Origin of the sequence: Microbacterium sp. UBA1097, assembly GCF_002313585.1 — a bacterium.
Lineage (GTDB): Bacteria > Actinomycetota > Actinomycetes > Actinomycetales > Microbacteriaceae > Microbacterium.
Genome location: NZ_DCBW01000025.1, coordinates 1 through 26,755, shown reverse-complemented (window position 1 = coordinate 26,755; position 26,755 = coordinate 1). Strand labels below are relative to the sequence as shown.

Below are 26,755 nucleotides of genomic sequence, written 5' to 3'. Positions count from 1 at the left end.
GACCTTTTACATGAGTCAAGTCGCGGGCTCGACGCGCCGATCCGTCGTGATATCCTCGGGAAGTTGATCCGCGGTCCGCCGCGGTTCGCGCGAGTGGCGGAATAGGCAGACGCGCTGGCTTCAGGTGCCAGTGCCCGAAAGGGCGTGGGGGTTCAACTCCCCCCTCGCGCACAGGAGAGAAGGTCCCGAGAGGGGCCTTCTTTTCGTCCTACCCGACTCGAGGCGTCATGAGATTCCAGCCTGCCGCGGCCCTGGCCGCACTCACGATCGTGGGGCTTGCGGTGACGGGGTGTACCGCCGAGTCGGCTCCCGACCCGAGTCCGACCCCGTCGGTCAGCGAGAGTGCGGAGGCTGCGCCGGGGACGCGGGCCAACCCGCTCGCTGTCGGCGAGACCATCCGGCTCTCGGACGCGTCGGCATGGTCAGTCGGTGCGACTGCCGCGACGGAGGTCGGCGACGGGTATGTCGTGCTGCCGCTGCGTATCCTCATCGATTGGGATGCGATCCGTGCGCAGCTGGTCGAGGCGGGCGAGGATCCGGCGGACGCTGACGCGCTCGGGATCGACCCGTGGGCCTCCCTTGTCGTGCGCTATATCGGCGCGAGCGGGCGCAGTTACGAACTGTTCGAGAATGCCGCAGCTGACATACCGAATCAGCTCTGGTCGATCGGAACGGTGTATCCGCCCGCCGAGGATCTGTCGGCGAACGTCGCTGTGAGCGTCCCGGCCGAGGAGATCGAGGGCGGCGTCTGGACGGTGCTCAACACCGGCGGTGACGCGGTCTTCCTCGCGACATCCTGAGCGGACCGGCGATCTGACCCAGCGGTGGTACCTGCGGGACGCGGGTGTCGATAGAGTGTGGCTCGTCGCGCTTTGGCGCGATCTATCCGGGGGGATCCGTCGACGCCCGGGTCTGGAGCGTTGCTCGGCCCGGGCGTTCGATGGCACCACGTTCGATGGCGCCGCGTTCGATCGCGCGGTGTCCCTCAGGATCGTCCGCTGCGGAGGAGTTCTCGACTCGATCCAGCGAGCTGACGCAGCGAAGCATCGGGCAGGAACGCTCGGGTCAACGCGAGTCCGATCCGCGCCAGGTCAGCCTCGTCGCGGTACAGCAGGTACAGCGACTCGTAGCGCGGATGGAACTTCTCCTTGAAGCGGTGCAGCGACCGGAAGCCGTACACCGGCTCCAGCATGTCGGCCAGCCGCTCGGTGATGTCAGCGATCATGCCGGCGTCCGGCGGGTAGTCATGCGTCAAGGGCGCGCCCGACAGGGACAGCATCCGTGCTCCCTCGTCGGCGAAGAATCGCGCCGACGAACCGATCAGGAACTCCATCACGGGCCCGAAACCGCCCTCGTGGCGGCGCATGAGGTCGAGGGTCCAGCCCTCTATGCGGCCTTCGCCGTAGACCGGTAGCCAGGAGAGGAATCCGTCGACGTCGCCGTGCGGTGAGATGGCCAGCGCCAGGCGCACCTCAGGGTCGGCAGCCTCGTGCAGGGTGCCCAGGGTGAAGCCCATCTCGGGCAGCCCCTTGTCGCCGACCCACATGTCAGAGATGGCGCGCAGCTGTTGCTGGATGCCCCAGGGCTCGTCGGCCAGGCGCGTCATCCGGAACGTCATCTCTTCGCGGCCCGCCCGGTTCAGTGACGTGCGAACCGCAGCCCACCGCTTGCCGGTGAATTCGAGTCCCGCCAGGTCGACGATCGTGTCGTCGGCGACGATGAGGTTGCGCCAGCCCTCCGGTATGACAGCGCGGGTTGCGTCATCGGCCGAGAAAAAGCACGGTATGAGCCCCGCGCTCTCGGCCATCGAGACGAACTCCCGCACCGATTCCGCGCGGCTCTCGCGGGGTCCGAGCGGGTCGGCCAGAACGAGGGCCACTCCTGAGCGGCGCTGGTAGGCGACGATTCCCGAACTCGTGCGGGCATACGACAGGCCCTCCCAGGTCGTCATCCACGACAGGGTGCCGCCGCCGAAGTCGTGCAGCATCTGGCGCACATCGCTATCGGTTGGCGTCGGGCTGAGGCCGAGGCTCGCGCGGCGGCGCCCACGGAAAGCGCCGCGCACCCAGACGAGATAGACCAGCAGGATGCCCCACAGGACCGCCGTCGCGACCGTGACCGACGGGTCGCCGTCCCAGGTGAGATCGGCGGCGGGGAAGCTGACGTACAGCGCGATGACCAGGATGCCCAGCATCACGTTGATGCTCGCGAGGACGACGGCGATGACCCATGCCCAGCGGCGTCCCCGGAACAGCCCGCGGGCGACCAGAAGCAGGATGACCACATCGATGGCGGTGTCGATCCAGGACCCACCGCCGAGTTCGGTCCGCCCGAACGGACCATCGGTGGGAACGATGGAGGTCAGGGTCTCGATCGCTGCCAGCGCGAGAACCGCTATCAGGGCGACGAATCGCTGCTCTTGAACGCTCACGCGTCGGACCCGGAGCGGTCGCGCCACGACCAGAACGAGCAGGATCGCGAACGTGTGCTCGATGTCCGCGAGCGAACCCCAATACAGCAGGGCCACCGCGCCGCCGCCGAGCAGAACGAGCCACGCGCGGGAGCGCCACGGCGAAGGGAGGAGGCTGGCGGCAGCCGCCAGGCAGGCCATCGTGCCGCCGGAGGGGCCGACATCCAGGGCGAGGGCCTCGCGCTGCGCCCAGGGCCAGGGTGTGAAGGCCAGGAGCCAGAGGGCCAGGGCGCTGGCGAAGATCGCGAACAGCTGTCCCACCGTGTAGTACGCGAGGGCTACTCGGGTTCCGCGCCGCCACTCGAGGTACCCCATGCCGACGAAGCTCGCGATCGTGATGAGGTAGACCCACGGATGCACGACGAAGAACGTTCCCGTGACCGGTGTCCACCACCGGCCCTCCAGGAACGCCGGCAGCCCGTAGGCGACCTCCGCGAAGAGCGGGTTGTGCTTGAACGATCGCCACAGGCCCTGCCAGATGACGCCCACCGCGAGCAGTGCGAGGACGAAAACGATCGTGGCCGGCATCCGTGACACGACGGTTCGAATCCCGACACCGAGTGTCGATCGCGCGCGGGTTTCGGTCGCTGCGGTGTCGGTCATCGTTGCCCTCCTGCGCACCTATTCTGTCGGTGTCAGCAGCAACTCGCGCAGCGACGCGACGTCGTCGACCGTTGCCTGTGCACCCTCGGACTCGTGGGGCCAACTGAAACCCCACCGCACGAAGATCACCGGCACGTCATTGACGGCGCCCCCCTCGACATCGTGGTGACGATCCCCGATGAGCACGGGCCGCGACGTGTCGACGCCCACCGCGCGCAGCCGCCGCAGCGCTTCAGCGACGATGTCGGCCTTCGCGCTGAGTGTCCGCTCATCGGGAGTGGCGCCGGTGATCGCACGCAGGTGCGGCGACAGCGCGAAATGCTCCATCAGGGCGACGACTTGGTTCTCGGGCTTGGAGCTGGCGGTCGCCTGCGGGATTCCGGCGCGATCGAGATCGGCGATGAGCTCGCCGATGCCGTCGAACAACCGCGCACCTGTCGTATAGCCGTCGGCCTTGCTGAGGGCCCGGTAATAGGCGACGGCATCCGTCGACTGCTCCGGGGTCATGCCGAGGTTCACCTGGAACGACTCGAACATCGGCGGACCGATCCAGTGGACGAGCTCGGCCCGGGTCGGTGCGGGATAGCCGAAGTGCTCGAGGGTTGTGGTCAGTCGACGAAGGATGCCGTCGGAGGCGTCGACGACGGTGCCGTCGACGTCCCACAGCACGCAGGTCCAGGGAGATCGCATGACTCCACGCTAGGGGAACCGCGGCACCGTGACCGCGGCTAGCGGGTGAGGGCTAGAACAGGCGCGGCGCGCCGGACTCGATTCCCTTCATGCCCTCGTAGTCGAGGGTGACGCAGCGGATGCCACGGTCTGTGGCCAGCACGCGCGCCTGCGGCTTGATCTCCTGGGCCGCGAACACTCCCGTCACCGGTGCCAGGTGCGGATCCCGCCCGAGCAGCTCAAGGTAGCGCGTGAGCTGCTCAACCCCGTCGATGTCGCCTCGACGTTTCACCTCGACGGCGATCGTGCCGCCGTCGGGGTTGCGCAGCAACAGGTCGACAGGGCCGATGGCGGTCGGGTACTCGCGACGAACGAGGCTGAGCCCGTCGCCGATGACGTCGACCTGCTCGGCAAGGAGTCGTTGGAGGTCAGCCTCGACGCCGTCTTTCACCAGGCCCGGGTCGATGCCGAGCTCGTGCGAGGAGTCGTGGACAACCTCGTAGATTCGCACGAGGAGTGCATCGCCGGTCTTCGCGTGGGTCACGCGCCACTGCTCGATGACGCCGACGTCGGCGGCTTCGGCATCCGGCTCTTCCACCACCAGCGAACAGGGCGGGCTCATCCAGTTGAGGGGCTTGTACGAGCCGCCGTCCGAGTGCACGAGCAGCGATCCGTCGCCCTTGTGAACCAGCAGCCTGGTCGCGAGCGCGAGATGCGCGTTCAGTCGGCCGGTGTAATCGACGGTGCAGCGGGCGATGACAAGACGCACCCGTCGAGCCTAACGGCCCTCACTCCGCGCGAGTATCGGCGGGTTCCGAGGGGCGCTCACCGCCGGCAGGCGCCGGAGCGGGCACCGCGAGCGGCCGGGCAGCACCCGATGCGAGCCCGGAGGCGATTGCGAGGGCGACCAGGATGTAGAGCGTGTTGAGCACGCCGATATGGAAGCTGATGAACCCCAGGATCGGTGGGCCGCACAAAAACGCGACGTAGCCGATCGTGGCGGCTGCGCTCACGCGTGCTGCGGCTTTCGCGGGGTCGTCAGCGGCGGCCGACATTCCGAGCGGGAAGCCCAGGGAGGTGCCCGCGCCCCAGAGCGCAGCCCCGACGAAGATCAGTGGGACGTTCGGCGCGAGGATGAACAGCAGCAAGCCGGATGCCGCGAGCAGGGAAAGCACGCGCAGGGTGGCGACGCGGCCGAACCTGTCGACCAGGGGCCCACCGAAGACCCGGACCACCGTCATGCTGACCGAGAACACGGCAAGCCCGATCGCCCCGAGCGCTTCGCTGGCGTCGTGGCCGTCCACGACCCCCAGGGCGAGCCAGTCGTTGGCCCCGCCCTCGGCGAAGGCCATCCCGAGCATGATGATCCCGAGTGTGTAGGTGCGGGGCTCCTTCCATGCCGACAGGGCGACGCTCAGCCGTTCGCGCATGCGCGGCTTCTGCGTCGGCGTCGGGTCGGCATCCGGGTCCATCGCGATCTCCCGGGCGGGCACGTTGGCGCTGGCCCACAGGCCGGTCAGGGCGAGGAGACCGGCGATCAGCGCGGTGTGCGTCAGCACGTTCGAGTTCACCGCGATCGCGAGGGCACCGAGGCCCGCGCCGGCGACGGTGCCGAAGCTGAAGAAGGCGTGGAACAGCGGAAGGATCGTCTTGCCGATCGTCTTTTCGATCGCGGCACCCTCGACGTTCATCATGACGTCGACGGAGCCGTTGCCCAGTCCGAACAACGCGAGACCCACGATCACGAGAATGTATGAATTCGCGACGTCCACACCGATTCCGACGAGCGCGACACCGACCGAGAAGGTGAGGATGGCGCCGAGCATGCTTCGGCGAGCACCGAACCGGGCGAGAACGACGGATGCCAGGGACAGGCCGATGATCGATGCCAGACCTGCGCCCAGCAGCATGAAGCCGATCTGAATATTGTCGACCCCGAGCGTCGCCTTGATCGCCGGCACCCGCGCAGCCCATGTCGCCACGCTCAGACCGCTCAGGAAGAAGATGGTGAAGACAGCCGTGCGCCATCGGGTGATCTGAGCGCGAGTGAGAGCGGTATCCACCGGACGAGTGTATCGAATCGTTTCGACGCGCACCATGTCCCGGTTCACGGCGCGTGCAAGCCAGTACCATCGAGGCACCATGAGCGAGCGCAGGGCAACGATCACTGACGTCGCGCGCGAAGCCGGGGTCTCAGCATCCACGGCGTCCGTCGTCTTCAGTGGCAACGCGCCCGCCTCCGCCGAGACCCGCCGTCGCGTGCTGGCGGCTGCCGAGGCGCTCGGGTACACCGGTCCGGATCCCCGCGCCGCGTCGCTGCGGCGGGGCAGGTCCGGCATCGTCGGCGTCGTATTCGGGGGTTCGCTGCGTGCCGCCTTTCACGACCCGGTGACGATAGCGATGATGGACGGCATCGCCGAGGGGGTGGCGCCGCTTCGTGCGGGGCTTCTGTTGCTGCCCGATGAGACGTCAGCTGCGGCTCCGGCAACCGGCACCGACAGCGGTGCGATCGAGGTGTCATCGGCGATGACCTCCGCGCCGATCGATGCTGCGGTCCTCGTCGGATTCGGACAAACCCGCCAGCCCTCGCTCGACGTTCTGCGCGCTCGACGCGTGCCCGTTGTCGTCATCGAAGGCGACGCGGGGCCCGACATCCCGCGGATCGAACTTGACAACAGCGCGGCGCAGCAGCGGGCAGCGAGCTACCTCAGGGACCTCGGCCACGAGCGGGTGACCCTGCTCACTCTCCCGATCCGTCCGTCGCGTGCCCGCGGCTGGTTCGGACCCGCCGATGCCGTCGAGGTCGACGTGACCGCGGCGCGCCTGACCGGCGCCCGTGCCGTCTATCCCGAAGCCCCGACATACGCTGCGGTGACCAGCTCGATCGATGAAGGCTTGATAGCAGGCCGCGAGATTCTTGCCGGGCCCGACCGACCGACCGCGGTGATTGCCCAGACCGACCTGCTTGCCGCGGGCGTGATCCGCGCAGCAGAAGAGTGCGGCCTGCGCGTTCCCGAGGACCTCAGCGTCACCGGCTTCGACGGGGTGGACGTCGACGGCCTGGATGCCTACGAACTGACGACCCTGGTGCAGCCGGCCGTCGAGAAGGGGCGCGCCGCCGGGACTGCAGTGGTGTCGATGCTGGCGGGGGAGGATGCGGCATCCGTCACGTTCACGTGTTCGTTCCGAACCGGTACCACCGCCGGCCCGGCTCCCCGGGCGTGATCCTATGGCCAGACGGCCACGCCCGATCACGGCCCGGATAGGATGAGAACCACACCCTGATCGCCCGATCCCGCAGCATCGACGGGACGACGACCACGAGGAGGCCTGCATGCTCCTCGTTCTCGTGGCGTTCACGATCGGGTCACTCGCCCTGCCGGTGCTCGTGCGGGCGTGGGGGCCGCGAGCGTTCTTCTTCGCCGCCGCCGTCTCGTTCGGGGCTTTCGTCTACACCGCGGCGCTCTCTCCCCGAGTGCTCGCTTCGGACATCCCGTTCGAGTCGTTCACCTGGATCGGGCCCCTCGACATCGCGTTGTCGATGCGGATGGACACCCTCTCGTGGGTGCTCGCGCTGATCGTCACCGGAGTCGGCGCCCTCGTGCTGCTGTATTGCCGGTGGTACTTCGATGGCAAACAAGACCTCGGCCAGTTCGCCGCCGTACTGCTCGCGTTCGCGGGGGCGATGTACGGACTCGTTCTCACCGACGATGTCGTCGTGCTCGTGATGTTCTGGGAGGTCACGAGCGTTCTGTCGTACCTGCTTATCGGCTACTACAACCGGCGTGCGGCAAGCAGGCGGGCGGCGCTGCAGGCGCTCCTGGTGACAACCCTCGGTGGTCTTGTCATGCTCATCGGTGTCGTCCTGATCGTGGTGCAGGCGGGAACCTCGAGCCTGTCCGAGATCCTCGCCGACCCACCCGTCAGTCCCGTCGCGACAGCCGCGCTCGTGCTGCTGCTGGTCGGAGCGCTCAGCAAGTCGGCGATCTTCCCGTTCCACTTCTGGCTTCCGGGTGCGATGGCAGCGCCCACTCCGGTCTCGGCGTACCTGCACGCAGCGGCGATGGTCAAGGCGGGCATCTACCTCGTTGCGGTGTTGGCGCCGGTGTTCGCCGAGAACCCCGCGTGGCACCCGATCGTGATCGGCCTCGGCGGCTTCACGATGCTCCTGGGCGGATGGCAAGCCCTGCGCGAGACAGACCTCAAGCGCCTCCTCGCGTACGGGACTGTCAGTCAGCTCGGTTTCCTCATGGTCGTGCTCGGGTACGGCACACAAGATGCCGCGCTGGCGGGGCTGGCGTTGCTGCTCAGTCATGCCCTCTTCAAGTCGGCCCTGTTCCTGGTCGTCGGGATCATCGATCACCAGCTTTCGACCCGCGATCTTCGTGAGATCAGCGGGCTCGGACGCCAGGCGCCGGCCCTGGCCACGGCAGCGATCGTGTCGATCGCGTCCATGGTCGGGATCATCCCCACCGTCGGCTTCGTCGCCAAGGAAGGCGCTCTTGCCGCCCTCCTGGATGAGGCGCTCGGAGGCTCGGTGTGGGGCCTCATCGCGCTGCTTGCCGTCGTCGCCGGCTCAGTCCTGACCGCGGCGTACGGCATCCGGTTCGTGTGGGGCGCCTTCTGGACCAAGCGCGACATCGTCGCCGTCTCGTGGCCGGCGCCATCGGCCGGCTTCGTTTCGGCGCCCGTCATCTTGGCTATTCTCAGCCTCGGGGGAGGCTTCGCTGCTCCCCTGCTCGATGTCGCTTTCACGCCGTACGCACAGTTGGCGCCCGCCGCGACGTCGGGCGTTCCTGCGCCGGAACATCCCGCTTACCTCGCGCTGTGGCACGGGTTCGAGCCGGCCCTATGGATTTCGCTGGGTACGATCGCGCTCGGTGCCGTGCTCTTTGTCTTCACGGCGCGGGGAGTCGGACGCCGGCGCGTTCTTCCCTTCACGGCGGTGGATGCCTATAACGGCTCGTTGCGGATGATCGAGCGACTTTCGGTGCTGACGACCACGCTCGTTCAGCGGGGATCGCTGCCGGTCTACGTCGCCACGATCTTCCTCGTGCTCGTGGCCGGCGAGGGCACCGCGTTGTTGGCCTCATCCGATTGGCAGGCCGACCTGGATGCCTTCCATACGCCTGTGCAACTGGCCGTTGCTCCGGTGATGATCGCGGCAGGAGTCATCGCCGTTCGTGCCCGCAAGCGCTACACCGGCGTCGTTCTGGTCTCGGTCACGGGCCTGGGCATGGTGGTGCTGTTTGCCACGAGCGGTGCGCCCGATCTCGCCCTCACGCAGATCCTCGTCGAGACCGTCACCCTGGTCGCCTTTGCGCTCGTGCTGCGTCGCATCCCGTCGCGTCTGGGTGCCCATAACGGTTCGGCGTTCGCTGCGGGCCGCGCGGTGTTGGCCGTGCTCGTCGGGCTGACGATGGCCGGCGTTGCCATCGTGGCGACCGGAGCCCGCGTCGATCTGCCCATCTCGCTGGCCTTCCCGAACCTTGCCTACGAGATCGGGTACGGCAAGAACGTCGTCAACGTTGCGCTGGTCGACCTGCGTGGGTGGGACACGATGGGTGAACTCTCGGTCGTCGTGCTCGCCGCCACCGGCGTCGCATCGTTGGTGTTCGTCACGAACCGCTCCGATTCCCTGCCGCAGATCACCGCGCCGATCGTCCAGCGCGCTCAGCGCGCGCTGCGTCGCCGCACGCCGCTGGCCGAGACGGATGCCGACGGCCCAACCGGCCGCAATGCCTGGCTCGTCGCGGGGCAGCGCGTGCGTCCCGAGAACCGGTCGATCCTGCTCGAAATCGTGGTGCGTATCCTCTTCCACTCGATCATCATCGTGTCGCTGTACCTCCTGTTCGCCGGGCACAACCTTCCCGGTGGTGGGTTCGCGGCGGGTCTTGTTGCCGGGATGGCGCTGGTGATGCGCTACATCGCCGGGGGCCGCTACGAACTCGGTGCTGCGGCGCCGACTGACGCGGGGCGCTTCCTCGGGATCGGCATGGGAATCGCCGTTGCCTGCGCGATCATCCCGCTCGCCTTCGGCGTCGAGCCGCTGACCCGGGCCATCTTCGAGGCCGAGGTTCCCGTGCTCGGGCACATCGAGTTCGTCACCTCGACGATCTTCGACATCGGTGTCTATCTGGTCGTGATCGGGCTGGTCTTGGATGTGCTGCGCAGTCTCGGCGCCGAGGTCGACCGTCAGGCGAATGCTGCCGTGAACTCCGTCGCTGCGCGCGAGGGGGTGAGCGGATCGTGAACGTCTCGATCGTTCTGATCGTCATCATGGCAGTGCTCTTCGCCGCCGGTGTGTACGCGATGCTCGAGCGCAGCCTCACGCGCGTGCTCATCGGGTTTCTTCTGCTCGGCAACGCCGCAAACCTCTTACTGCTGATCGTTATGGGGCGCCCGGGGATCGCGCCCTTCTACGGCGACGGAGAACCCCAGGAGATGTCAGACCCTCTCCCCCAGGCACTGACGTTGACCGCGATCGTGATCACCTTCGCCATCTCGGCGTTCCTGCTGGCCCTGATCTACCGCTCGTGGCAGCTGGGGCAGGCCGACACCTTCGATGAAGACGAAGCGGATGTCGCGCTTCGCGAACGCGGCATGCGAGCCGACGACGAGATGGATCAGGAGATCGAACCCGAAGACGACGATGCGACGAGCGACTTCCTCGCATCCGAAGCCGCGGAAGACAGGACGAAGGGATCAGGGTCATGACCGCCCTCGTTCCGCTCCTGGTCACCCTGCCCCTGCTGGGTGCGGCCATTGCGCTCGTCGCCGGACGCCACCGCCGGGTTCAGGTGGGTGTCTCTGTCGTCACGCTCGTTCTGACGCTCGCGATCGCGACAGTGCTGCTGGTCGCCGTCGACGCGTCGAACCTCCCCTTCGCGGTGTCGGTGGGCGGCTGGCCTGTTCCGTTCGGGATCGTGCTCTACGTCGATCGCCTTGCGGCGCTGCTCGTCATGGTCTCGAGCGTCGTGCTGCTGGCCGTTCTGTTGTTCTCGATCGGGCAGGGAGCCGCCGACGGCGACGACGACACCCCGGTCTCGATCTTCCACCCGACCTACCTGATCCTCGCGGCGGGTATTTTCGTCGCCTTCACCGCGGGTGACCTGTTCAACCTGTACGTCGGGTTCGAGATTCTGCTCGTCGCGTCGTACGTGCTCATCACCCTCGGAAACAGCGAGCAACGCATCCGTGCGGGCATCACCTACATCGTCGTTTCTCTGGTTTCGTCGATCCTGTTCCTCTCGGCGATCGCGATGATCTATGGTGCGACCGGAACGGTCAACATGGTCCAGCTCGCGGACCGGATGACGCAGTTGCCGCAGGAGACGCAGTACGTGCTGCACGTCATGCTGCTGCTGGCCTTTGCGATCAAGGCCGCGGTCTTCCCGGTCTCGTTCTGGCTTCCCGACTCGTATCCGACGGCGCCCGCGCCGGTCACGGCGGTGTTCGCGGGCCTGCTGACGAAGGTCGGCGTCTACGCGATCATCCGCACCGAAACGCAGATCTTCCTCGAGAACGACCTCAATACGATCCTGCTCATCGCGGCGCTCGCGACGATGGTGATCGGCATCCTGGGTGCCGTCGCGCAGGCCGAACTCAAGCGGATCCTGTCGTTCACGCTGGTGAGCCACGTCGGCTACATGATCTTCGGGATCGCGATCGCCACGCCCGCGGCGATCGGGGCGACGATCTACTACATGGTCCACCACATCGTGGTGCAGACAACCCTCTTCCTTGCGGTGGGCCTGGTGGAGCGCCGTGCCGGCAGCACCTCGATCCTCAAGGTCAAGGGGCTCATGCGGGCAGCACCTGTCATCGCGCTGCTGTACTTCATCCCGGCTGTCAACCTCGGCGGCCTCCCCCCGTTCTCGGGCTTCATCGGCAAGTACGCGCTGTTCGACGCAGGCGCTGCGGTCGGCACGCCGCTGATGATGACACTCATCGTCGCGGGTATCGCCACGAGCCTGCTCACCCTCTACGCCCTCATGCGCGCCTGGAACCTCTCGTTCTGGCGCGAGGAGGACGACTCCACCGAGACGTCGCAGCGAACTGCCTACCTGCGGGAGGCACCCGCGGCAACGACGATCACCGAGCGCCGCGTGATTCCGCGCATCATGACGGCAGCGACCGCGGGAATGGTCGCGTTCAGTGTCGCCCTGACGGTCTTTGCGGGGCCGCTGTATGAGATCTGCGCGCGCGTCGGTGGGGCTCTGCTCGAGCCGATCACCGTCGTGCAGTTGGATGAATCGGTCGACATGAGCGGGGAGGTGCAGCAGTGACAGATCGCCCGGCCGAGACCGTCGGCTTCTTCACCGCCCTGTGGCGTCAGCTTCCCGTTCTGCTCTGGCTGATCGCACTGTGGATGCTGCTGTGGGGACAGTTCACGCTGCTCGCCTTCCTCACCGGGCTCGTCGCTGCGGTCGCTGTGACCACCATTTTCCATCTGCCCGTGGTCGAACTGTCGAACCGACTGAACCTCTGGTACGCGCTCGTGTTCGTCGTTACCTTCCTCGCGGGACTGGTGCGCGGTTCGCTGACTGTTGCGTGGCAGGTGCTCGATCTGCGCAGACAGCCCGGCGCAGCCGTCATCGCCGTCCAGCTGCGCACCGATGACGACCTGCTGATGGCACACACCGCGATCGCCTGTTCCCTGATTCCCGGCTCGCTCGTGCTGGATGCCGACCGTGATCGCCGCATCCTGTACCTCCACGTCATCGGCGTACGTGGCCAGGAACAGATCGAGGCCCACCGTCGCGAGACGCTCACGTGGGAGGCGCGCCTGACCCGGGCATTCGGATCCCGCGAGCAGCTCGAACGGCTGAGGCGGGCGCAGGAAGCGGAGGTGTCATGACGATCTCGACGATCCTGATCATCGCGATTTACGTCGCGTTCACGGCAGCGGCGCTCATCACGCTGTGGCGCATCGTCGTCGGTCCCTCGATCCTTGACCGCGCTGTCGCATCCGATGTGCTGCTGACCGAGGTTGTCTGCATCCTCGGCGCCGACATGGTGATCGGACACCACACCCGCACCCTGCCGGTGCTCCTGATCATCGCGGCGGTCGGCATCTTCGGATCGATCGCGATCGCACGGTTCGTCGCACGAAAGGACGTGACGAAATGACGGATGCTGAGATCGCGGCCCTTCTGGACGGAGCCGCTCTCGTGCTGATCCTGATCGGCGCGCTGTTGTGTGTGACGGCGGCGATCGGACTCGTGAGGTTTCGCGATGTGCCGAGCCGTCTGCATGCCGCGACCAAGCCGCAGGTCCTGGGCGTCATCCTGGTCTGTGTCGCGATCGCCCTCGCACAGCGCAGTTGGGCAGTGGTCGCGTTCATCGTGCCGATCATCCTGATCCAGCTCGCGGCATCGCCGCTGGCCGCTCATATGGTGGGGCGCCAGGCCTACCGCAACCGCACGATGGACGTGGATGACCTCGTCGTCGACGAACTCGCCGACGCCGAGATCGAGACCTCCCGCCCCGAGACCGGCGCTGATCCCGGTTGACGCTCAGTTCGCCGGCTCGAGAGTCAGGGTGTGCTCGGTGGCAGCGGTTACAGCATCCCGAGTGAAGGCCCACGGTATGAGTCCTGCCGCTTGCCACGTTGCTGTCTGGTCGGTGTAGTTCTCATGGAACGCGTGACCGCTCGCGCCCGTCAGGTGGTTCCAGCCTGACGCGTCGAAGTGACTCAGGTCGACGACCATGCGCATCGAGGGCACCGTCGTCGTCGCGAAACCCTCACCGAGCGGCCATCCGGTCGCGTTGACCACCGAAGAGCCGCCGCCCACCGGGAACGGACCGCGGTTGAACAGGGCCTCGATGGGCGCGATACCCGAGGTGCCGAAGGTCTCGTGGGTGAGCGTGATCGCGTGCAGGGTGCCCCACCGCCACTGGAGTGGGTTTGATCCCTGCGCCGTCGTGAGGATCTCGGTCGCGCTGCGGGCGCTGGCCTCCAGCATGTCCCGCTGTCCCGACACGCCGATCTCGGTGTTCGTCCACCAGGGCGAACCCGGGTCTGCCAGCAGGTTCTGCACCACGAGGAACTGTCGCGACTGGCTTGTCAGTGGAACAGGCGTCGATCGACCGCGCGTGAACAGGTTCTGCGCGAGTTCGTCCCACACCACGTTCGCGAAGGCGGCTGCCGACGAGTCGGCGTCGTTCTGCGCGTCCCACTGCCGCAGCAGATCGAGTGCGGCATCGGTAGCCTCGTCGCCGGTCCGAAGGTTTTCGGACACGGTGATGAGGGTCTTGCCGATCTCGGACTGGTTGTCGGCCTGGATGCCGCGCATCACCTCGGCGGTGACGGGCCCTTCGGCTATGGCGCGCTGCAACAGTTCGTCGATGCGGGCCGCGCGCCAGCCGTAGTCCCAGTCGCGCGTGAGGAAGTAGGGGTAGTTCTCGTCGACGATCGCGTTGTTCGCGGTGACGATGTACCCCTCGTCGGGGTTGTAGGCCACCGGCAGATCCGCGAACGGGACGTAGCCCTGCCAGTCATAGGCCGAGTCCCATCCGGGCTGGGGCAGGGACCCGTCACCGGCGCCGCGGATCGGCAGCTGCCCCGGAGTCTGATAGCCGATGTTGCCGGTGACATCCGCATAGATGAGGTTCTGTGCCGGCACGACGAACTTCTCGGCGGCGGCGCGGAACCCGGTGAAGTCCGTGGCGGCGTTCAGCTCGAAGATCGCCGTGGCCGTCGTTCCCGGTTGCAGCGCGGTCCATTGGATGCTGACGGCAGTCTCCCCTTCGGGCTCAGCCGTCGGGGTCACGGTGGCGCCTGCCGTGCCGGTCACGGGATCATCGGCGATCGCGTCGAAGTCCGCGGTCAGCCCCGAGACGATCGGGCCGTGCACCGTCGAGCGGATGGTCAGCTCGACATCCTCACCGCCGGCGACTTTCAGCGTTTCGGTGCGGGTGTCGAGGTCGACCAGCTGACCGTCGCGCCAGTACCGGTCGCCGTCGAGCTTCTCGATGTAGAGGTCGACGACATCCGTCGTGAGATTGGTGAACCCCCACGCGATCGACGCGTTGTGCCCGATGATGATGCCGGGCACGCCCGAGAAGCTGAAGCCGCTGACATCGAACGGGCACGTGTCACTCACGACGGAGCAGCGCAGACCGGCCTGGTACCAGACGCTCGGCAGGGAGGCTCCGAGGTGGGGGTCGTTGGCCAGCAGCGGCATCCCGGTGTCGGTGTAGTCGCCGGCCACCACCCAGGAGTTCGAACCGATGCCCTCGCCCGTGCCGCCGATCAGCGTCGAGACGGCGCTCACGACATCGGCCACCTCGGTCCACCGGATGCCGGCGGTCGCGGCATCCGCCGTCTCGGTCGCTGCCGGAACGTCAGTGATCTCAGGGACGATGACCGGGTTCTCGTCGAACGGGTAGGGCGGGTACAGCTCGAGGACCTGCTCATCGGTGTAGGTGGTGGCGAGCAACGCGCGCTCGGTCTCGGTTTCGATGTTGGACCGGAGGTCCCAGGCCATCGCTTTCAACCACGCGACCGAATCGGCGGGAGTCCAGGGTTCGATCTCGTAGTGGGCGTTCTGAAGGCCGAGAACTGCATACTCCAGTGAGATGTCTGCCTTGTCGCGGTCCACGAGATACGCGTTCACCCCGTCGGCGTAGGACTGGTAGTACGAGAGCGTGGTCTCATCGAGCGCCGCCACTTCCTGCTCGGCGATCTCGCGCCAGCCGAGAGTCCGCAAGAACGCATCGGTGCCGAGCTGGCTCTCGCCGAACAGCTCCGCCAGGCGGCCACTGGTGACGTGGCGGCGGAAGTCCATCTCCCAGAAGCGGTCCTGCGCGTGGACGTAGCCCTGCGCGAAGAACAGATCGTCGGTGGAGCTTGCGGTGATCGTCGGGATGCCGAGCTCGGAGCGCTGCACGGTGACGGCGCCCGAAAGCCCGTCCAGGGCGATCGTTCCCTCGGTCTGCGGGAAGGAGCGGTTCACGAACCACACGCCGACTCCCGCGGCGATCAGCGCGAGCACGACGACCCCCACGAACACGCTGTAGGCGATGAGGCCGATGCGGCGGCCGAGGCGCGGGCGAGCCGGCGCGTCCGGGGCATCTCCGCTGAGGGCGGCTGCGGTCTTCGACATTGAAGCCTCTCGGGTGGGGCTGGTGGACACGCCGTCGCAGCGGGACTGGGATTCGGTGTCAGACGGTCATCCTAGCTCGCCAGCCCCGAACCGGGTCAGCCGATCAGGCTCGGCTGGAGATCGCGGAGGGTGCGGCCGTGGGTCATCCGCGAGACGCCGATCGCCGCGAGCGCGAGTCCACCCAGGAGCCACAGGCTCAGGATGCCGAGGTCAGTGCCGACGCGGGCAATGTCGCCGCCGTACATGAGCTGGCGCATCCCGTCGACGACGTAGCCCATTGGCAGGATGTGGTGCAGCCAGGTCAGCGGCTCGGGCAGCGTCTGCCAGGGGAAGGTTCCGCCGGCCGTCACGAGCTGCAGCACCATGAGGACGAGCCCCAGGAACTGGCCGACCGAGCCGAGCCACACGTTCAGGGCCAGGATGATCGCAGCATAAGTGAGTGAGGCGAACACCATCACGCCGAGGGTCGCCAGCGGATGTGAGAACGTGAAGCCGAGGGCCGCGGCGAGGATGCCGAACAGGGCGAGCATCTGCAGTCCGCCGAGAAGGCCCGGCGTGAGCCATCCGGCGAGGGTCACCCGGACCGGGGAGTGCAGGGCGGTCACTGCGCGACGCGAGATGGGCTTCACGATCAGGAAGAGCGCATAGATGCCGATCCATCCGGCAAGGGCTGCGAAAAACGGGGCCAGGCCCGCGCCGTAATCCCCCGCCGAGGCGACCTTGCCGGTCTCCACCGCAACCGGATCGGCGATCGTCTGCGCTTGCGCGTCGCGAAGCGCAGCATCCGAATCGGGGATCTGCGCGACCCCCGAGGCAAGGCCGTCGCGCAGCGACGCCGCCCCCTGGTCGATCTGCGTCAGTCCCTCCGCCAGGGTTCGGGATGCGGCATCCAGCTGTGCCCCACCGGCGGCAGCATCCTGAAGCCCGCCGGAGAGCTGCTGTGCGCCGGCGGCGACTTGCGCGGCGCCGGCGGCGAGAGCGTCGACGGATGACACAGCGCTCTGGACCCGCGCGTTGGCGTTCTGCACAGCCCCGGCAAGCGGATCGAGGCGGGCGAGCACCGCGTCGATCTGGTCGGGCGTCAGCCCCTCGGCGGTGAGGGCGTCAATGATGTCCTGGCGAACCGTCGGGAGCTCGTTGACCGCCTGCTGGCTGGCGGCGCTGGCCTGGTCGGCGTAGCCGGCCAGCGTTGCGGTGCCGTCGGAGACCTGAGCTGCCCCGGCTGCCAGCTGCGGAGCAGCCTGCGCAAGCTGTGTGACACCGGACGAGAGCTGCGCAGCGCCGTCGGCCAGGCGAGCGGAGCCGTCGGATGCCTGATTCGTGCCGTCGGTGAGCTGGGTCGCGCCGGTGACGGCATCCTCGAGACTCGAGCGGATGTCGGCGATCCCCGAAAGCAAGCGCGACGCTGCTTCCTGTCCGACAAGTTGCGCCACTGACGCACGAATCTTCTCGATCGCCTGGTCGCCGATCGTTGAGGCGAGGTAGTTGTTGGCGTCGTTGGTCTCCAGCGACAGGGTGGCCTGGTGGGGGTCACTACCCGAGATCGATACGAGTGCTGTCGAGAAGTCAGCCGGAATCGTGACCGTGAAGTCCACCGATCCCTGTTCGAGGGCGTTCGCGGCGGCATCCGCGTCGAGCGCGCGCCAATCGAAGCTGCCGTCGGAGAGAAGGCTCCCCGCGACCTCGTCACCGTAGTTCACCGGCCAGCCGTCGTTCTCAGCCCCGGTGTCGAGGTTCACCAGGGCAACCGGAACCTCGCTCAGTCTGCCGTAGGGGTCCTGATTCGCCCACAGATAGACGCCGCCGTAAAGCACGGGGACCAGCATGAGCGCCAGGAGGGCGATGATCGACATGCGCGTCGCGGTCAGGCGCCGAAACTCGGCGGCGATCATGGCGGGGACCTTCATGCTCGATCCTCCTCGGGGAGCGCGCTCTCGTCCGGTGGGCCGAGCTCGGCACGTGGAGCGATGTCAGCAAGCACCGCCCCCGAGGCCGCGCCGACGATCACCAGAACGCTTATGCCGCGATCGGCAAAGCCCACGGCGATCTGCCACCACCGCTGCGGGTGACCACCGTGACGATCGGGCGAAACGACGACGAGACCCTCCACCCCCGGCCGGAGAACTGCGAGTTCCATCAGCAGCCGGAGGCGGGCAGCGGGTGCCACATCGGCGATCGGCAGACGCGAGAGCGCAGCGGCGTCGTGGGCGACCAGCCACTGCTTCACCGCGCGAGGCGAAGCTGGATGACCCGCGAACATGAGTTCCTCCGCGACGATGCCCCATACGGTGACGTTGGGTGCGGGATCGCTGACATCCGGCGCGTCGACGAGGGCTACTCGTCGGCGCAGCGCGCCACGGTCCGAAACCCCGTCGATCCGGACGGTGCCGGTGTCGGGTGTCATCCTGCCCGCCGCGATCAGACCGAGAACGGTGGGGCGCTGTTCGGTCTCGGCGACGGCGAGTCGGGCGACGCCATTGCCGTAGCCGAGACTCATGTGCGGGAGTGCGATCCCGCGCCGGCCCTTGCTGACGTCCGAGAGTTCAACGTGCATCGGGAGCCTCTCCCTTGTCTACGTTCGACAGCCGGGCATCGACATCCTGCCAAGACAGCCCGGCAATGCTGAGCACCGCACGCACTGCCAGCTGAGCCGTGGCCTCGGCATCCTGTTCGTCCCAGCGCACGATGAGTGTGCGCGCTGTCTCCTCGATCAAGCGGGTGAGGGTGGCGGCGCTGATGTCGCGCCGCATCCGGCCCGTCCGCTGGCCTAACTCGACGATCGCCGCGAGCCGCGCCCGCACGGGAGCGAGGGATGCCGCGGTCAGCGTCAGGTAGCGCTCTTCGAGCGCGATCGCCGCGGACGCGTGAACAAGGGAGGCCTCCTGCCAGAGTCGGGTGGTCAGCTCGGTCAGCTCAGCCAACGGTTCTGAGGCGGAGACGCCGAGAGCTATCGCGTTGAATCGCTCTGCACCGCGCTCGATGACTGCGCGCACAAGTGCATCGCGATCGGCGAAGTGCCCATAGAGCGCGCGGCGCGTGAGGCCTGCGGCCCGGGCGATCGTGGCCAGCGAAGCTCGCGGATCGCGGGCGATCTCCCGCTGCGCGCAGGAGAGGAGCTCGTCGCGGTTGCGCACGGCGTCCCGGCGCGATGGGCGCACAGCAGTCTCGGGCATGCATCGATGATCGCAGAAAGTGCACACTCATGTGCACTTTTATCGGCGAATGCTCAGCCGTCGCCGGTCGGCACCACTCAGTCGGCGCCGAAGTCGAATGCAGCAGCTTCGCCCGCGGCATCCGTCGCCTCGGCGAGCTCTTCGCGGTCGTGATCATAGGGCGCCGCGTGCTCGATGATCTCGTCGGCCTCGCCACGCTTGAGAGCGCCGATCAGCTCGCCCGTGGGGCCTCCCAGCAGCCCCATGCTCGCGTACTGCTCGAGCCGGGTGCGTGAATCGGCGATGTCGAGGTTTCGCATCGTGAGCTGACCGATGCGGTCGGTCGGACCGAACGCGGCGTCGCCGACCCGTTCCATCGAGAGCTTCTCAGGACCGTAGGACATCACGGGCGCAGTGGTATCGAGGACGGTGTAATCCTCGCCGCGCCGCAGCCGCAGCGTGACCGTTCCCGTGATCGTGGAGCCGACCCACTTCTGGATCGACTCACGCAGCATGATCGACTGCGGCTCGAGCCAGCGACCCTCGTACATGAGACGCCCGAGGCGGCGACCCTGCTCGTGGTACGTCGCGAGAGTGTCTTCGTTCACAATCGCGTTGACCAGGCGCTCGTAGGCGATGAACAGCAGGGCCATTCCCGGAGCTTCGTAGATCCCGCGCGACTTGGCCTCGATGATGCGGTTCTCGATCTGGTCGCTCATGCCCAGGCCATGACGGCCACCGATGCGATTGGCCTCGAAGACCAGTTCCACCGGGTCGGAGTACTCCCTGCCGTTGAGCACGACCGGGCGGCCTCCCTCGAAGGTCACCGTGACATCCTCGGTGGCGATCTCCACCGCGGGGTCCCAGAAGCGCACCCCCATGATCGGCTCGACGGTCTCGAGCGACACCTCGAGGTGCTCGAGCGTCTTGGCCTCGTGCGTCGCGCCCCAGATGTTGGCATCCGTGGAGTACGCCTTCTCGGCGGAGTCGCGGTACGGGAATCCGTGCGCCACGAGCCACTCGCTCATCTCCTTGCGACCCCCGAGCTCACGGACGAACTCGGCATCCAGCCACGGCTTGTAGATGCGCAGCGCGGGGTTGGCGAGTAGGCCGTAGCGGTAGAAGCGCTCGATGTCGTTGCCCTTGTAGGTCGAGCCATCGCCCCAGATGTCGACGCCGTCCTCTTTCATTGCGCGAACGAGCAGGGTACCGGTGACGGCGCGGCCCAGCGGCGTCGTGTTGAAGTACGTGCGGCCGCCCGAGCGGATGTGGAACGCGCCGCAGGACAGAGCGACGAAGCCCTCCTCGACGAGCGCGGTCTTGCAGTCGACGAGCCGCGACACCTCGGCGCCGTAGGTGAGCGCTCGGCCGGGAATGGCGGCGATGTCGTCTTCGTCGGGCTGGCCCAGGTCCCCCGTGTAGGTGCAGGGCACCGCGCCCTTGTCGCGCATCCAGGCGACAGCCACGGAGGTGTCCAGGCCCCCCGAGAAGGCGATGCCGATGCGCTCGCCGATGGGCAGGGACTGGAGGACCTTCGACATGGAACCTCAGTCTACTGAGCGGTGCCGGCCGCCTTCACGCGGGCAGCGCCGCGACGACGACCGACCCAGATCACCCCGGCTGCAAGCACCAGGATGCCGGCCGCGATGCCGACGACGTAGAGGGCGACTCCGCCGTACCCCCACGGCTGGAGGTTGGGATTCAGGAACGGGTAGGGATACCACCACGGGTTGCCGGTGCGGAAGTCGGTGACGAGCGGTCCGCGCACGAGGGTGTAGATAACCCACACGATCGGGAAGGCAATGATCGTCCAGAGCGCACGCCAGGGAAGGCGACGTCGGAGTGGGCCGAAGAACACGTCCAGCAGGATGAACAGGGGAGCCCAGACGTGCAGGATCTCGTTCGACCACGGAACTGTGGATCCCTGGGGAAGCGGGACGTTGCGCAGCAGCGCGTTGTAGACGATCCCGGTGATGAGCATGTAGGTCGACACTGCTGCGAGGAGCGTGGCAAACCAGGCGGGATCGACGCGGCTCCCGCGCCAGATCAGGATCGCGCCGGTCGTCAGAGCGATCGCCGCGCCCAGGTTTGAGAGGATCGTGAAGAAGCTGAAGAAGTCGACGGCGGTCAGGACCAGAGGCCAACCGTTGCTGGCGGAGATGCTCAGGGTGCGCACCAGCTGGCCGACGATTGCCGCCACGCCGGCGGCAGCTGCGAGCAGTCGCAACGCCGCCCACGCGTTGGCCCAGGCCCGTGATCTCAGCATGCGCTCACGATATCCAGCGGGAGCGCGAAAGCCTTCTCGGGCCGGGACGCGACGCGCCGATAGACTCGAGACCTACCAGCTCGTCACCCCGGGGGAATTCGTCATGCCAGGCATCGTGATCGTCGGAGTGCAGTGGGGCGACGAAGGTAAGGGCAAAGCCACCGATCTGCTCGGTGAACGCACCGACTGGGTCGTCAAGTTCAACGGCGGCAACAACGCCGGTCACACCGTTGTGATCGGCGATGAGAAGTATGCCCTGCACTTGCTGCCCTCGGGCATCCTCTCGCCGGGAGTGAACGCGGTCATCGGCAACGGAGTCGTGGTCGACCTCGAGGTCCTCTTCGGTGAACTCGAGGCTTTGCGCGCTCGCGGGATCGACACGTCGCGATTGAAGATCAGCTCCGCGGCACACGTCATCACGCAGTATCACCGCACGCTCGACAAGGTCACCGAGCGCTTCCTCGGCAAGCGCCAGATCGGAACGACGGGGCGCGGCATCGGGCCGGCGTACGCCGACAAGATCAACCGTGTCGGCATCCGGATGCAGGACCTGTTCGACGAGAAGATCCTGCGGCAGAAGGTCGAGGGCGCCCTCGAGCAGAAGAACCACCTGCTCGTGAAGGTCTACAACCGTCGCGCGATCGAGGTCGACGAGATCGTCGAGGACCTGCTCTCGTACACCGAACGGCTTCGCCCGATGGTGACCGACACCTCGCTCCTGCTCAACGACGCGCTCGACAAGGGCGAACTCGTCGTGTTCGAGGGCGGCCAGGCCACCATGCTCGATGTCGACCACGGCACCTACCCATTCGTCACGTCTTCGTCGGCTACCGCGGGCGGTGCCGCGACAGGATCCGGCGTCGGCCCCAATCGCCTCGACCGGATCGTCGGCATCGTCAAGGCCTACACGACGCGCGTCGGCTCCGGCCCCTTCCCGACGGAGCTCTTCGACGAGCAGGGCGAGTGGATCCGTCAGCGTGGGTTCGAGTTCGGGACCACGACCGGACGACCGCGGCGGGTCGGGTGGTACGACGCGCCCATCACCAGGTACGCCACGCGTATCAACGGCATCACCGACCTGGTGCTCACCAAACTCGACATCCTGACCGGGCTCGAGCAGATCCCCGTGTGCGTCGCGTACGAGGTCGACGGGCGCCGCTTCGACGACGTGCCCGACAATCAGTCGGACTTCCACCACGCGCGCCCGATCCTGGAGTACCTGCCCGGCTGGAGCGAGGACATCTCCGGGGCGCGAACGTTCGAGGACCTACCGCTGGAAGCTCAGGACTACGTCCTCGCCCTCGAGGAGATGAGCGGCACCCGCATCTCGGTGATCGGTGTCGGACCCGGCCGGGATGCCGTCATCGTGCGCCACGACCTGGTCGACTGAGCTCTCTCACCCATGCGTTTTCTTGTAGGCGGCTACACGGCCGACATGGAGGGCACTGCCGAGGGGATCGGCCTGCTCACCGCCGGCGACGCCGACTCGACGACGGGCGGCGCGCTGAGCTGGCGCGGCATCCTGGCCTCGGCCCCGTCGCCGTCCTGGGTGGCGAAGCATCCGACCCTCGATGTGGTGTACGCGACCCTCGAAGGCTCCGGAGCAGTCCAGGCCTTCCAGGAGCGGGGACCCGACCAGTGGGAGGCTCTTGGGCAGCCGACCCCTGTCGGCGCCGCGCCGTGCCACATTCTCGCCGGTCGTGAGCGGCTCTTCGTCGCCTGTTGGGGAGACGGCCAGGTCGTGCAGCTCGAGCTGGACACTGACGGCGGCATCCGCGGTTCTGCAACGGCGGATGCGGCATCCGATCCATACGCGGGGTTCGACCAGGAGCCGCGGGTCTCGCACGCCCATCAGTCGATCGTCGTGAGCCCCGGTGTCGTCGCTACGACGGACATGGGGTTCGACCTCGTCAGGTTTTGGCAGACGGGATCTCGTGCGCCACGGCTCGTACAGGAGGTGACGCTGCCCCGCGGCTCCGGGCCGCGGCACGGCATCCTGCACCCGAGCGGCCACCTGTACATCGTCGCCGAGCTCTCGTGCGAACTGTTCGTGCTGGCCCCGGACGACACCGGAACGTGGCATCTGGTCGGCGGAACGCCGCTGGGCACGGGGACCCTCGACGGTGACACTGCCGCGGAACTCGCGCGATCTGCCGACGCCACACTCCTCTATGCCGGGGTGCGGGGAAGCAACACGATCGCCGTGATGCGGGTGACCGGTGACGGCGAGACGGTCTCGCCGCTCGCGCTCGTGGAGGCCGGAGTCGACTGGCCGCGGCACCACCTGGTCGTCGGTGACGGTTTGCTCGTCGCGGGCCAGCGATCGAGCGACGTCGCGGTGTTGCCTTTCGATGCTCGCGGGATTCCGGGGCGTGCCAGGACCAGGACCGAGGTCCCTTCACCGACCTGCCTCCTGCGCCTACCGTGACAATCGCCGCAGGGGTCTGACTCCCAGCTCGCCGCCTGAGAGCGGTCACCAGTGCTTGCGCGGAGGTCGAGATGCCGTCTGCCGTTGACACGGCCGTAGCCGGACGCCGAGGGAGCGTCGTCGTCTATCTGGTTGTCGCGTTCGGGTTCACGTGGCTGGTGTGGGCGCCCCTGGTGGTTGCGGCGCTGGGCTCGACCGAGCTGCCGCCGGTTCCCCTCATCTTCTTCGTCGGTTCGTTCGGTCCGCTCGCGGGCGCGGTTGCCGCCAGCGCCTTCAGTGGCGGCTGGCGAGGGGTGCGCGCGGGGGCTCTGCGCACCTTCTCGGTGCGGTTCCGCGGGGTGTGGTGGTGGTGGGCCCTAGGGATGCCGATCGCGTACTTCCTGATCGGCTACCTCACCGCGGCCATCGTCGCAGGCGGCTGGCCCGACATGACGCAGTTCGGACTGACCGAGAAGCTTCCCGGGTGGAACGTGGCAGCCGTGGCCGTCGTGTGGATCCTCACCTTCGGGCTCGGGGAGGAAGCGGGATGGCGGGGCTGGTTGCTGCCGCACCTCGCGGAGCGTCTGTCCACGTTCTGGGCTGCGCTCACCGTCGCAGGTGTGTGGATCGTGTGGCATGCGCCGGCTTTCGTCTTCAACCCGACCTATCGCGAGATGGGCCCGGGCATCATCTGGCGCTCTCGGGAGCGCGGAGGGGCTATGCACTCACCCCGGGCTCCGAGGAAGCAGCGGGGACACTGAGCGACACGGTGCGGTCGCCTGGCCGCGGGGGCGAGTGATCCTGCATGAGCGCCGCTGCAGCGAGAGCGATGGCAGCGGCTGCGATCAGACCCACGAGGAGGTAGTGCCACCACCGCGGCCCGCTCGGTGGCGGTGCAGGTCGTCGCTCGCGCGATCGCTTGCGCCTGTGGATGCGACTCATGCGGCGCTCTCCTCCGGTTGTGGCGGTGTGGCGGCGGGTAGCGGGACGCGCATCGGCGGCGAGATGTGGATCTCTCGAATTCGTCCGCGTGCGGTCAGCACTGCAAGCGGTGTCCAGACCGTGACCTCGTCATGGAAGCTCTTGGCGCGCCACTCCGCCCACGCGAGCAGATGGTCGGGCTCAGCGTCGTGTGTGGAGGCATGGTCGTCGCTGCGGGTCTGGTCCGGATCATCGCGCATACGCCCGGATGGCTCATGGATGAGATCGTCGACCTGTCGGAACGCGGGATGCGCACGGCGTTCGAAGCTGCCGTGGAGAAGGCGTCGGCTGCGCTCGTGGTGACGGAGCGTCCGCGATTGACGCCGCGAGAAGCTGTCGTGCTGAAGGCTCTCGAGTGCTACGGCTCGGTCTCTGACATGGCCAAGGCGTTGTCGGTGTCGCAGAGCACGGTCAAGACGCAGTTGTCAGCGATCTACCGAAAGCTCGGGGTGACCTCGCGTCACCATGCGGTTCCCGCCGCTTACCGGCTGGGGCTGCTGGACCGGTCTGACCGCGTCCAGATGGCCTAGAGTTTCGCGTCCTGCCGAGGGATCACGACCTGCTTGATGATCAGCAGGATGGACGCGGTGATCGGGATCGCGACGAGCGCGCCGAGCAGGCCCAGGAGAGTTCCGCCGACGAGGGCTCCGATGACCACGAGCGAGCCGGGAACCGAAATCGCGCGGTTCATGACCCGCGGTGTCAGCACGTACGCCTCCAGCTGCATGTAGATGAGATACAGCGCGGCAAAAATCAGGGCGGTGATCGGGTTCGTGAACAGCGCGACCACCGTGGCGATGCCCCAGTACAGCACGGAACCGACGAGGGGGATGAGCGTGATGCAGAAAGCGACCACGGCCATCAGCGCGGGGAAGGGAAGTCCGAGGAAGAGGTGCAGGAAGAAGGCGACGACCGAGTTGAAGAACGCGAGAATCACCATCCCCATGAGGTAACCACCGATACCGTCGGTGATCTGCTCGGTCATCTCGGTGACCTTCGCCCGCGCCCGTGCGGGAGTGAGGCGGACGAAGCTGGCCTTGATCGTGTTGAGCGAGGCGAGGAAGTACAGGCTCAGGACGATCACGATGATGATGCCCGAGATCGCCGTCGCGATCCCCGCGCCGACCGCCAGCACACCGCCCGTGATCGAGGCGATGTTCGCGGGGTTGAGGATGAAGTTCTCGACATCGTTGAGGATCGTGCCGATCTGGTCGCCGAAATTCGTCTGCATCCACCCGAACGCGTCCGACTTCTCGAAGTCGTTGATCATCGTCGGGATGTCGCGGATGAACTGAGCCACCTGTGAGATGACCGTCGGCATGATCAGGAGCATGACGCCGGCAATGACCAGGAGGAAGCCGACGTAGACGATCACCATCCCCCAGACCCGTCGCACACCCTTGCGCTCGAGCGCCCGCACGATCGGGTCCAGGCCGAGCGCAGCGAACAGCGCGAAGCTGACGTAGATGATGACGGTCGCGAGGTTCGATACCGCCAGGCCGAGCAGAATCGCCGCCAGTCCGCCCAGGGTGACAGCGAAGCCGACGGCGAAGGGCTGGTCGAGGCCGACCCAGAACGGCCGCCGCTCGGGGGTGCCAGCGGCTGCATCCGCCGGTGCCGAGGTGACGTCGGCGGAGGCATCCTTCGCGGGTGCCGCTGTCGCTGGCGGGGTCGGGCTCTCGTCGCTCATGGTCACACTCTAGGGGGCCGCTCTCTCGGTGAGGGGGAGGCGATACTCTCGACACAGTCCGAAGGGAGTGGGATGACCGAGCCGATCGACCCTGTTACCGACCTGCTACGCCTCCGCGCGACGATCGACAACATCGACGCGGCGCTGATCTTCATGCTCGCCGAGCGTTTCCGGGCCACAAAACAGGTGGGTGTCTTGAAGGCCGAGCACGGTATGCCGGCCTCCGATCCCACGCGAGAAGAGCAGCAGGTGGCGCGGCTGCGCCGCCTCGCCGAGGACGCGGATCTGGATCCCGAATTCGCGCAGAAGTGGTTCTCGTTCGTTGTCGCCGAGGTGATCCGCCACCACACGGAAGCTGCTGACGGGCGCTGAGCTCAAGCGCCACCGGGCGCCTTGCCTCACGTCAA

24 protein-coding genes and 1 tRNA gene are annotated in these 26,755 nt (G+C 67.2%); 14 read left to right on the top strand and 11 right to left on the bottom strand.

The features are described from left to right. The first annotated feature begins 87 nt into the window (after window positions 1-87). A tRNA-Leu gene (locus B4F19_RS06825) sits at window positions 88-171 on the top strand. Between the two features lie 56 nt (window positions 172-227). Further along, window positions 228-800: a hypothetical protein gene (locus B4F19_RS06820; protein WP_292730065.1), complete on the top strand. Its 573-nt coding sequence runs from the start codon at window positions 228-230 to the stop codon at window positions 798-800. 185 nt (window positions 801-985) lie between these two features. On the opposite strand, the gene B4F19_RS06815 is transcribed toward B4F19_RS06820, so the two are convergent. From B4F19_RS06815 to B4F19_RS06800, 4 genes are read right to left on the bottom strand one after another with little or no spacing between them, the layout of a single operon-like run. Then, complete coding sequence (locus B4F19_RS06815; protein WP_292733589.1) at window positions 986-3,073, bottom strand: bifunctional lysylphosphatidylglycerol flippase/synthetase MprF; 2,088 nt, start codon at window positions 3,071-3,073, stop codon at window positions 986-988. Window positions 3,074-3,091: 18 nt separating this feature from the next. Then, window positions 3,092-3,763, bottom strand: coding sequence for an HAD hydrolase-like protein (locus tag B4F19_RS06810; protein ID WP_228179234.1), 672 nt, complete (start codon window positions 3,761-3,763; stop codon window positions 3,092-3,094). 52 nt (window positions 3,764-3,815) lie between these two features. Next, complete coding sequence (gene nucS, locus B4F19_RS06805) at window positions 3,816-4,511, bottom strand: endonuclease NucS (protein WP_228179235.1); 696 nt, start codon at window positions 4,509-4,511, stop codon at window positions 3,816-3,818. A 19-nt stretch (window positions 4,512-4,530) separates the two neighbouring features. Then, the gene (locus B4F19_RS06800) at window positions 4,531-5,805 is read right to left on the bottom strand and encodes an MFS transporter (protein WP_228179236.1); all 1,275 of its coding nucleotides are present in this window, start codon (window positions 5,803-5,805) and stop codon (window positions 4,531-4,533) included. A gap of 79 nt (window positions 5,806-5,884) precedes the next feature. On the opposite strand from B4F19_RS06800, the gene B4F19_RS06795 reads away from it, so the two are divergent. The 7 genes from B4F19_RS06795 (at window position 5,885) to mnhG (ending at window position 13,257) form a co-directional block, all read left to right on the top strand. Further along, a complete protein-coding gene (locus B4F19_RS06795) occupies window positions 5,885-6,967 on the top strand; it encodes a LacI family DNA-binding transcriptional regulator (protein ID WP_292728104.1) in 1,083 nt (360 codons plus the stop codon). Window positions 6,968-7,076: 109 nt separating this feature from the next. Continuing rightward, window positions 7,077-9,995 (top strand): Na+/H+ antiporter subunit A, encoded by a 2,919-nt coding sequence (locus B4F19_RS06790; protein WP_292728106.1) that lies wholly within the window; start codon window positions 7,077-7,079, stop codon window positions 9,993-9,995. Then, window positions 9,992-10,459, top strand: coding sequence for a Na(+)/H(+) antiporter subunit C (locus B4F19_RS06785; RefSeq protein ID WP_228179239.1), 468 nt, complete (start codon window positions 9,992-9,994; stop codon window positions 10,457-10,459). The genes B4F19_RS06790 and B4F19_RS06785 overlap by 4 nt, the downstream gene beginning before the upstream one ends. After that, window positions 10,456-12,030, top strand: a complete 1,575-nt coding sequence (locus tag B4F19_RS06780) for a Na+/H+ antiporter subunit D (protein WP_228179240.1) — start codon at window positions 10,456-10,458, stop codon at window positions 12,028-12,030. The genes B4F19_RS06785 and B4F19_RS06780 overlap by 4 nt, the downstream gene beginning before the upstream one ends. Beyond that, entirely contained in the window at window positions 12,027-12,602 is a 576-nt protein-coding gene (locus B4F19_RS06775; protein ID WP_228179241.1) for a Na+/H+ antiporter subunit E, read from the top strand. The genes B4F19_RS06780 and B4F19_RS06775 overlap by 4 nt, the downstream gene beginning before the upstream one ends. Further along, window positions 12,599-12,874 (top strand): monovalent cation/H+ antiporter complex subunit F, encoded by a 276-nt coding sequence (locus B4F19_RS06770; protein ID WP_228179242.1) that lies wholly within the window; start codon window positions 12,599-12,601, stop codon window positions 12,872-12,874. The genes B4F19_RS06775 and B4F19_RS06770 overlap by 4 nt, the downstream gene beginning before the upstream one ends. After that, window positions 12,871-13,257, top strand: a complete 387-nt coding sequence (gene mnhG / locus B4F19_RS06765) for a monovalent cation/H(+) antiporter subunit G (RefSeq protein WP_228179243.1) — start codon at window positions 12,871-12,873, stop codon at window positions 13,255-13,257. Before B4F19_RS06770 ends, mnhG begins: the two co-directional genes overlap by 4 nt. 3 nt (window positions 13,258-13,260) lie before the next feature. Here mnhG and B4F19_RS06760 read toward each other — a convergent pair whose 3' ends face one another. The 6 genes from B4F19_RS06760 to B4F19_RS06735 all read right to left on the bottom strand — a co-directional run bounded on the left by B4F19_RS06760 (window position 13,261) and on the right by B4F19_RS06735 (window position 21,270). After that, complete coding sequence (locus tag B4F19_RS06760) at window positions 13,261-15,852, bottom strand: penicillin acylase family protein (RefSeq protein WP_292733585.1); 2,592 nt, start codon at window positions 15,850-15,852, stop codon at window positions 13,261-13,263. A gap of 95 nt (window positions 15,853-15,947) precedes the next feature. Next, window positions 15,948-17,759: a YhgE/Pip family protein gene (locus B4F19_RS06755; RefSeq protein WP_292733582.1), complete on the bottom strand. Its 1,812-nt coding sequence runs from the start codon at window positions 17,757-17,759 to the stop codon at window positions 15,948-15,950. Next, window positions 17,756-18,406, bottom strand: coding sequence for a hypothetical protein (locus tag B4F19_RS06750; protein ID WP_292733579.1), 651 nt, complete (start codon window positions 18,404-18,406; stop codon window positions 17,756-17,758). Before B4F19_RS06750 ends, B4F19_RS06755 begins: the two co-directional genes overlap by 4 nt. Further along, window positions 18,396-19,025: a TetR/AcrR family transcriptional regulator gene (locus tag B4F19_RS06745; protein WP_292733576.1), complete on the bottom strand. Its 630-nt coding sequence runs from the start codon at window positions 19,023-19,025 to the stop codon at window positions 18,396-18,398. Before B4F19_RS06745 ends, B4F19_RS06750 begins: the two co-directional genes overlap by 11 nt. Window positions 19,026-19,102: 77 nt before the next feature. Further along, a complete protein-coding gene (gene argG, locus B4F19_RS06740; protein WP_292733573.1) occupies window positions 19,103-20,545 on the bottom strand; it encodes an argininosuccinate synthase in 1,443 nt (480 codons plus the stop codon). 11 nt (window positions 20,546-20,556) lie between these two features. Next, a complete protein-coding gene (locus B4F19_RS06735) occupies window positions 20,557-21,270 on the bottom strand; it encodes a Pr6Pr family membrane protein (RefSeq protein WP_228179249.1) in 714 nt (237 codons plus the stop codon). Window positions 21,271-21,373: 103 nt separating this feature from the next. Here B4F19_RS06735 and B4F19_RS06730 point away from each other — a divergent pair, with 103 nt between their 5' ends. The 4 genes from B4F19_RS06730 (at window position 21,374) to B4F19_RS06715 (ending at window position 25,188) form a co-directional block, all read left to right on the top strand. Then, window positions 21,374-22,660 carry an adenylosuccinate synthase gene (locus B4F19_RS06730; RefSeq protein WP_228179250.1) on the top strand — a complete coding sequence of 429 codons (1,287 nt, stop codon included), beginning with the start codon at window positions 21,374-21,376 and terminating at the stop codon, window positions 22,658-22,660. Window positions 22,661-22,672: 12 nt separating this feature from the next. Beyond that, window positions 22,673-23,698 (top strand): lactonase family protein, encoded by a 1,026-nt coding sequence (locus B4F19_RS06725; protein WP_292733570.1) that lies wholly within the window; start codon window positions 22,673-22,675, stop codon window positions 23,696-23,698. Between the two features lie 71 nt (window positions 23,699-23,769). Then, entirely contained in the window at window positions 23,770-24,438 is a 669-nt protein-coding gene (locus B4F19_RS06720; protein WP_228179252.1) for a CPBP family intramembrane glutamic endopeptidase, read from the top strand. 312 nt (window positions 24,439-24,750) lie between these two features. Next, the gene (locus B4F19_RS06715) at window positions 24,751-25,188 is read left to right on the top strand and encodes a response regulator transcription factor (protein ID WP_228179253.1); all 438 of its coding nucleotides are present in this window, start codon (window positions 24,751-24,753) and stop codon (window positions 25,186-25,188) included. On the opposite strand, the gene B4F19_RS06710 is transcribed toward B4F19_RS06715, so the two are convergent. Continuing rightward, window positions 25,185-26,348 (bottom strand): AI-2E family transporter, encoded by a 1,164-nt coding sequence (locus tag B4F19_RS06710; RefSeq protein WP_228179319.1) that lies wholly within the window; start codon window positions 26,346-26,348, stop codon window positions 25,185-25,187. The genes B4F19_RS06715 and B4F19_RS06710 overlap by 4 nt on opposite strands. Window positions 26,349-26,420: 72 nt before the next feature. Between B4F19_RS06710 and B4F19_RS06705 the strand changes: the two genes are divergently transcribed. Next, a complete protein-coding gene (locus tag B4F19_RS06705; protein WP_228179318.1) occupies window positions 26,421-26,720 on the top strand; it encodes a chorismate mutase in 300 nt (99 codons plus the stop codon). The last annotated feature ends 35 nt before the right edge of the window (window positions 26,721-26,755 follow it).

Coding starts and splice junctions, on each gene's coding strand:
- B4F19_RS06820 (WP_292730065.1), top strand. CDS start 228: ATGAGATTCCAGCCTGCCGCGGCCCTGGCCGCACTCACGATCGTGGGG.
- B4F19_RS06815 (WP_292733589.1), bottom strand. CDS start 3,073: ATGACCGACACCGCAGCGACCGAAACCCGCGCGCGATCGACACTCGGT.
- B4F19_RS06810 (WP_228179234.1), bottom strand. CDS start 3,763: ATGCGATCTCCCTGGACCTGCGTGCTGTGGGACGTCGACGGCACCGTC.
- B4F19_RS06795 (WP_292728104.1), top strand. CDS start 5,885: ATGAGCGAGCGCAGGGCAACGATCACTGACGTCGCGCGCGAAGCCGGG.
- B4F19_RS06790 (WP_292728106.1), top strand. CDS start 7,077: ATGCTCCTCGTTCTCGTGGCGTTCACGATCGGGTCACTCGCCCTGCCG.
- B4F19_RS06780 (WP_228179240.1), top strand. CDS start 10,456: ATGACCGCCCTCGTTCCGCTCCTGGTCACCCTGCCCCTGCTGGGTGCG.
- B4F19_RS06770 (WP_228179242.1), top strand. CDS start 12,599: ATGACGATCTCGACGATCCTGATCATCGCGATTTACGTCGCGTTCACG.
- mnhG (WP_228179243.1), top strand. CDS start 12,871: ATGACGGATGCTGAGATCGCGGCCCTTCTGGACGGAGCCGCTCTCGTG.
- B4F19_RS06760 (WP_292733585.1), bottom strand. CDS start 15,852: ATGTCGAAGACCGCAGCCGCCCTCAGCGGAGATGCCCCGGACGCGCCG.
- B4F19_RS06755 (WP_292733582.1), bottom strand. CDS start 17,759: ATGAAGGTCCCCGCCATGATCGCCGCCGAGTTTCGGCGCCTGACCGCG.
- B4F19_RS06750 (WP_292733579.1), bottom strand. CDS start 18,406: ATGCACGTTGAACTCTCGGACGTCAGCAAGGGCCGGCGCGGGATCGCA.
- B4F19_RS06745 (WP_292733576.1), bottom strand. CDS start 19,025: ATGCCCGAGACTGCTGTGCGCCCATCGCGCCGGGACGCCGTGCGCAAC.
- argG (WP_292733573.1), bottom strand. CDS start 20,545: ATGTCGAAGGTCCTCCAGTCCCTGCCCATCGGCGAGCGCATCGGCATC.
- B4F19_RS06735 (WP_228179249.1), bottom strand. CDS start 21,270: ATGCTGAGATCACGGGCCTGGGCCAACGCGTGGGCGGCGTTGCGACTG.
- B4F19_RS06730 (WP_228179250.1), top strand. CDS start 21,374: ATGCCAGGCATCGTGATCGTCGGAGTGCAGTGGGGCGACGAAGGTAAG.
- B4F19_RS06725 (WP_292733570.1), top strand. CDS start 22,673: ATGCGTTTTCTTGTAGGCGGCTACACGGCCGACATGGAGGGCACTGCC.
- B4F19_RS06720 (WP_228179252.1), top strand. CDS start 23,770: ATGCCGTCTGCCGTTGACACGGCCGTAGCCGGACGCCGAGGGAGCGTC.
- B4F19_RS06715 (WP_228179253.1), top strand. CDS start 24,751: ATGGAAGCTCTTGGCGCGCCACTCCGCCCACGCGAGCAGATGGTCGGG.
- B4F19_RS06710 (WP_228179319.1), bottom strand. CDS start 26,348: ATGAGCGACGAGAGCCCGACCCCGCCAGCGACAGCGGCACCCGCGAAG.
- B4F19_RS06705 (WP_228179318.1), top strand. CDS start 26,421: ATGACCGAGCCGATCGACCCTGTTACCGACCTGCTACGCCTCCGCGCG.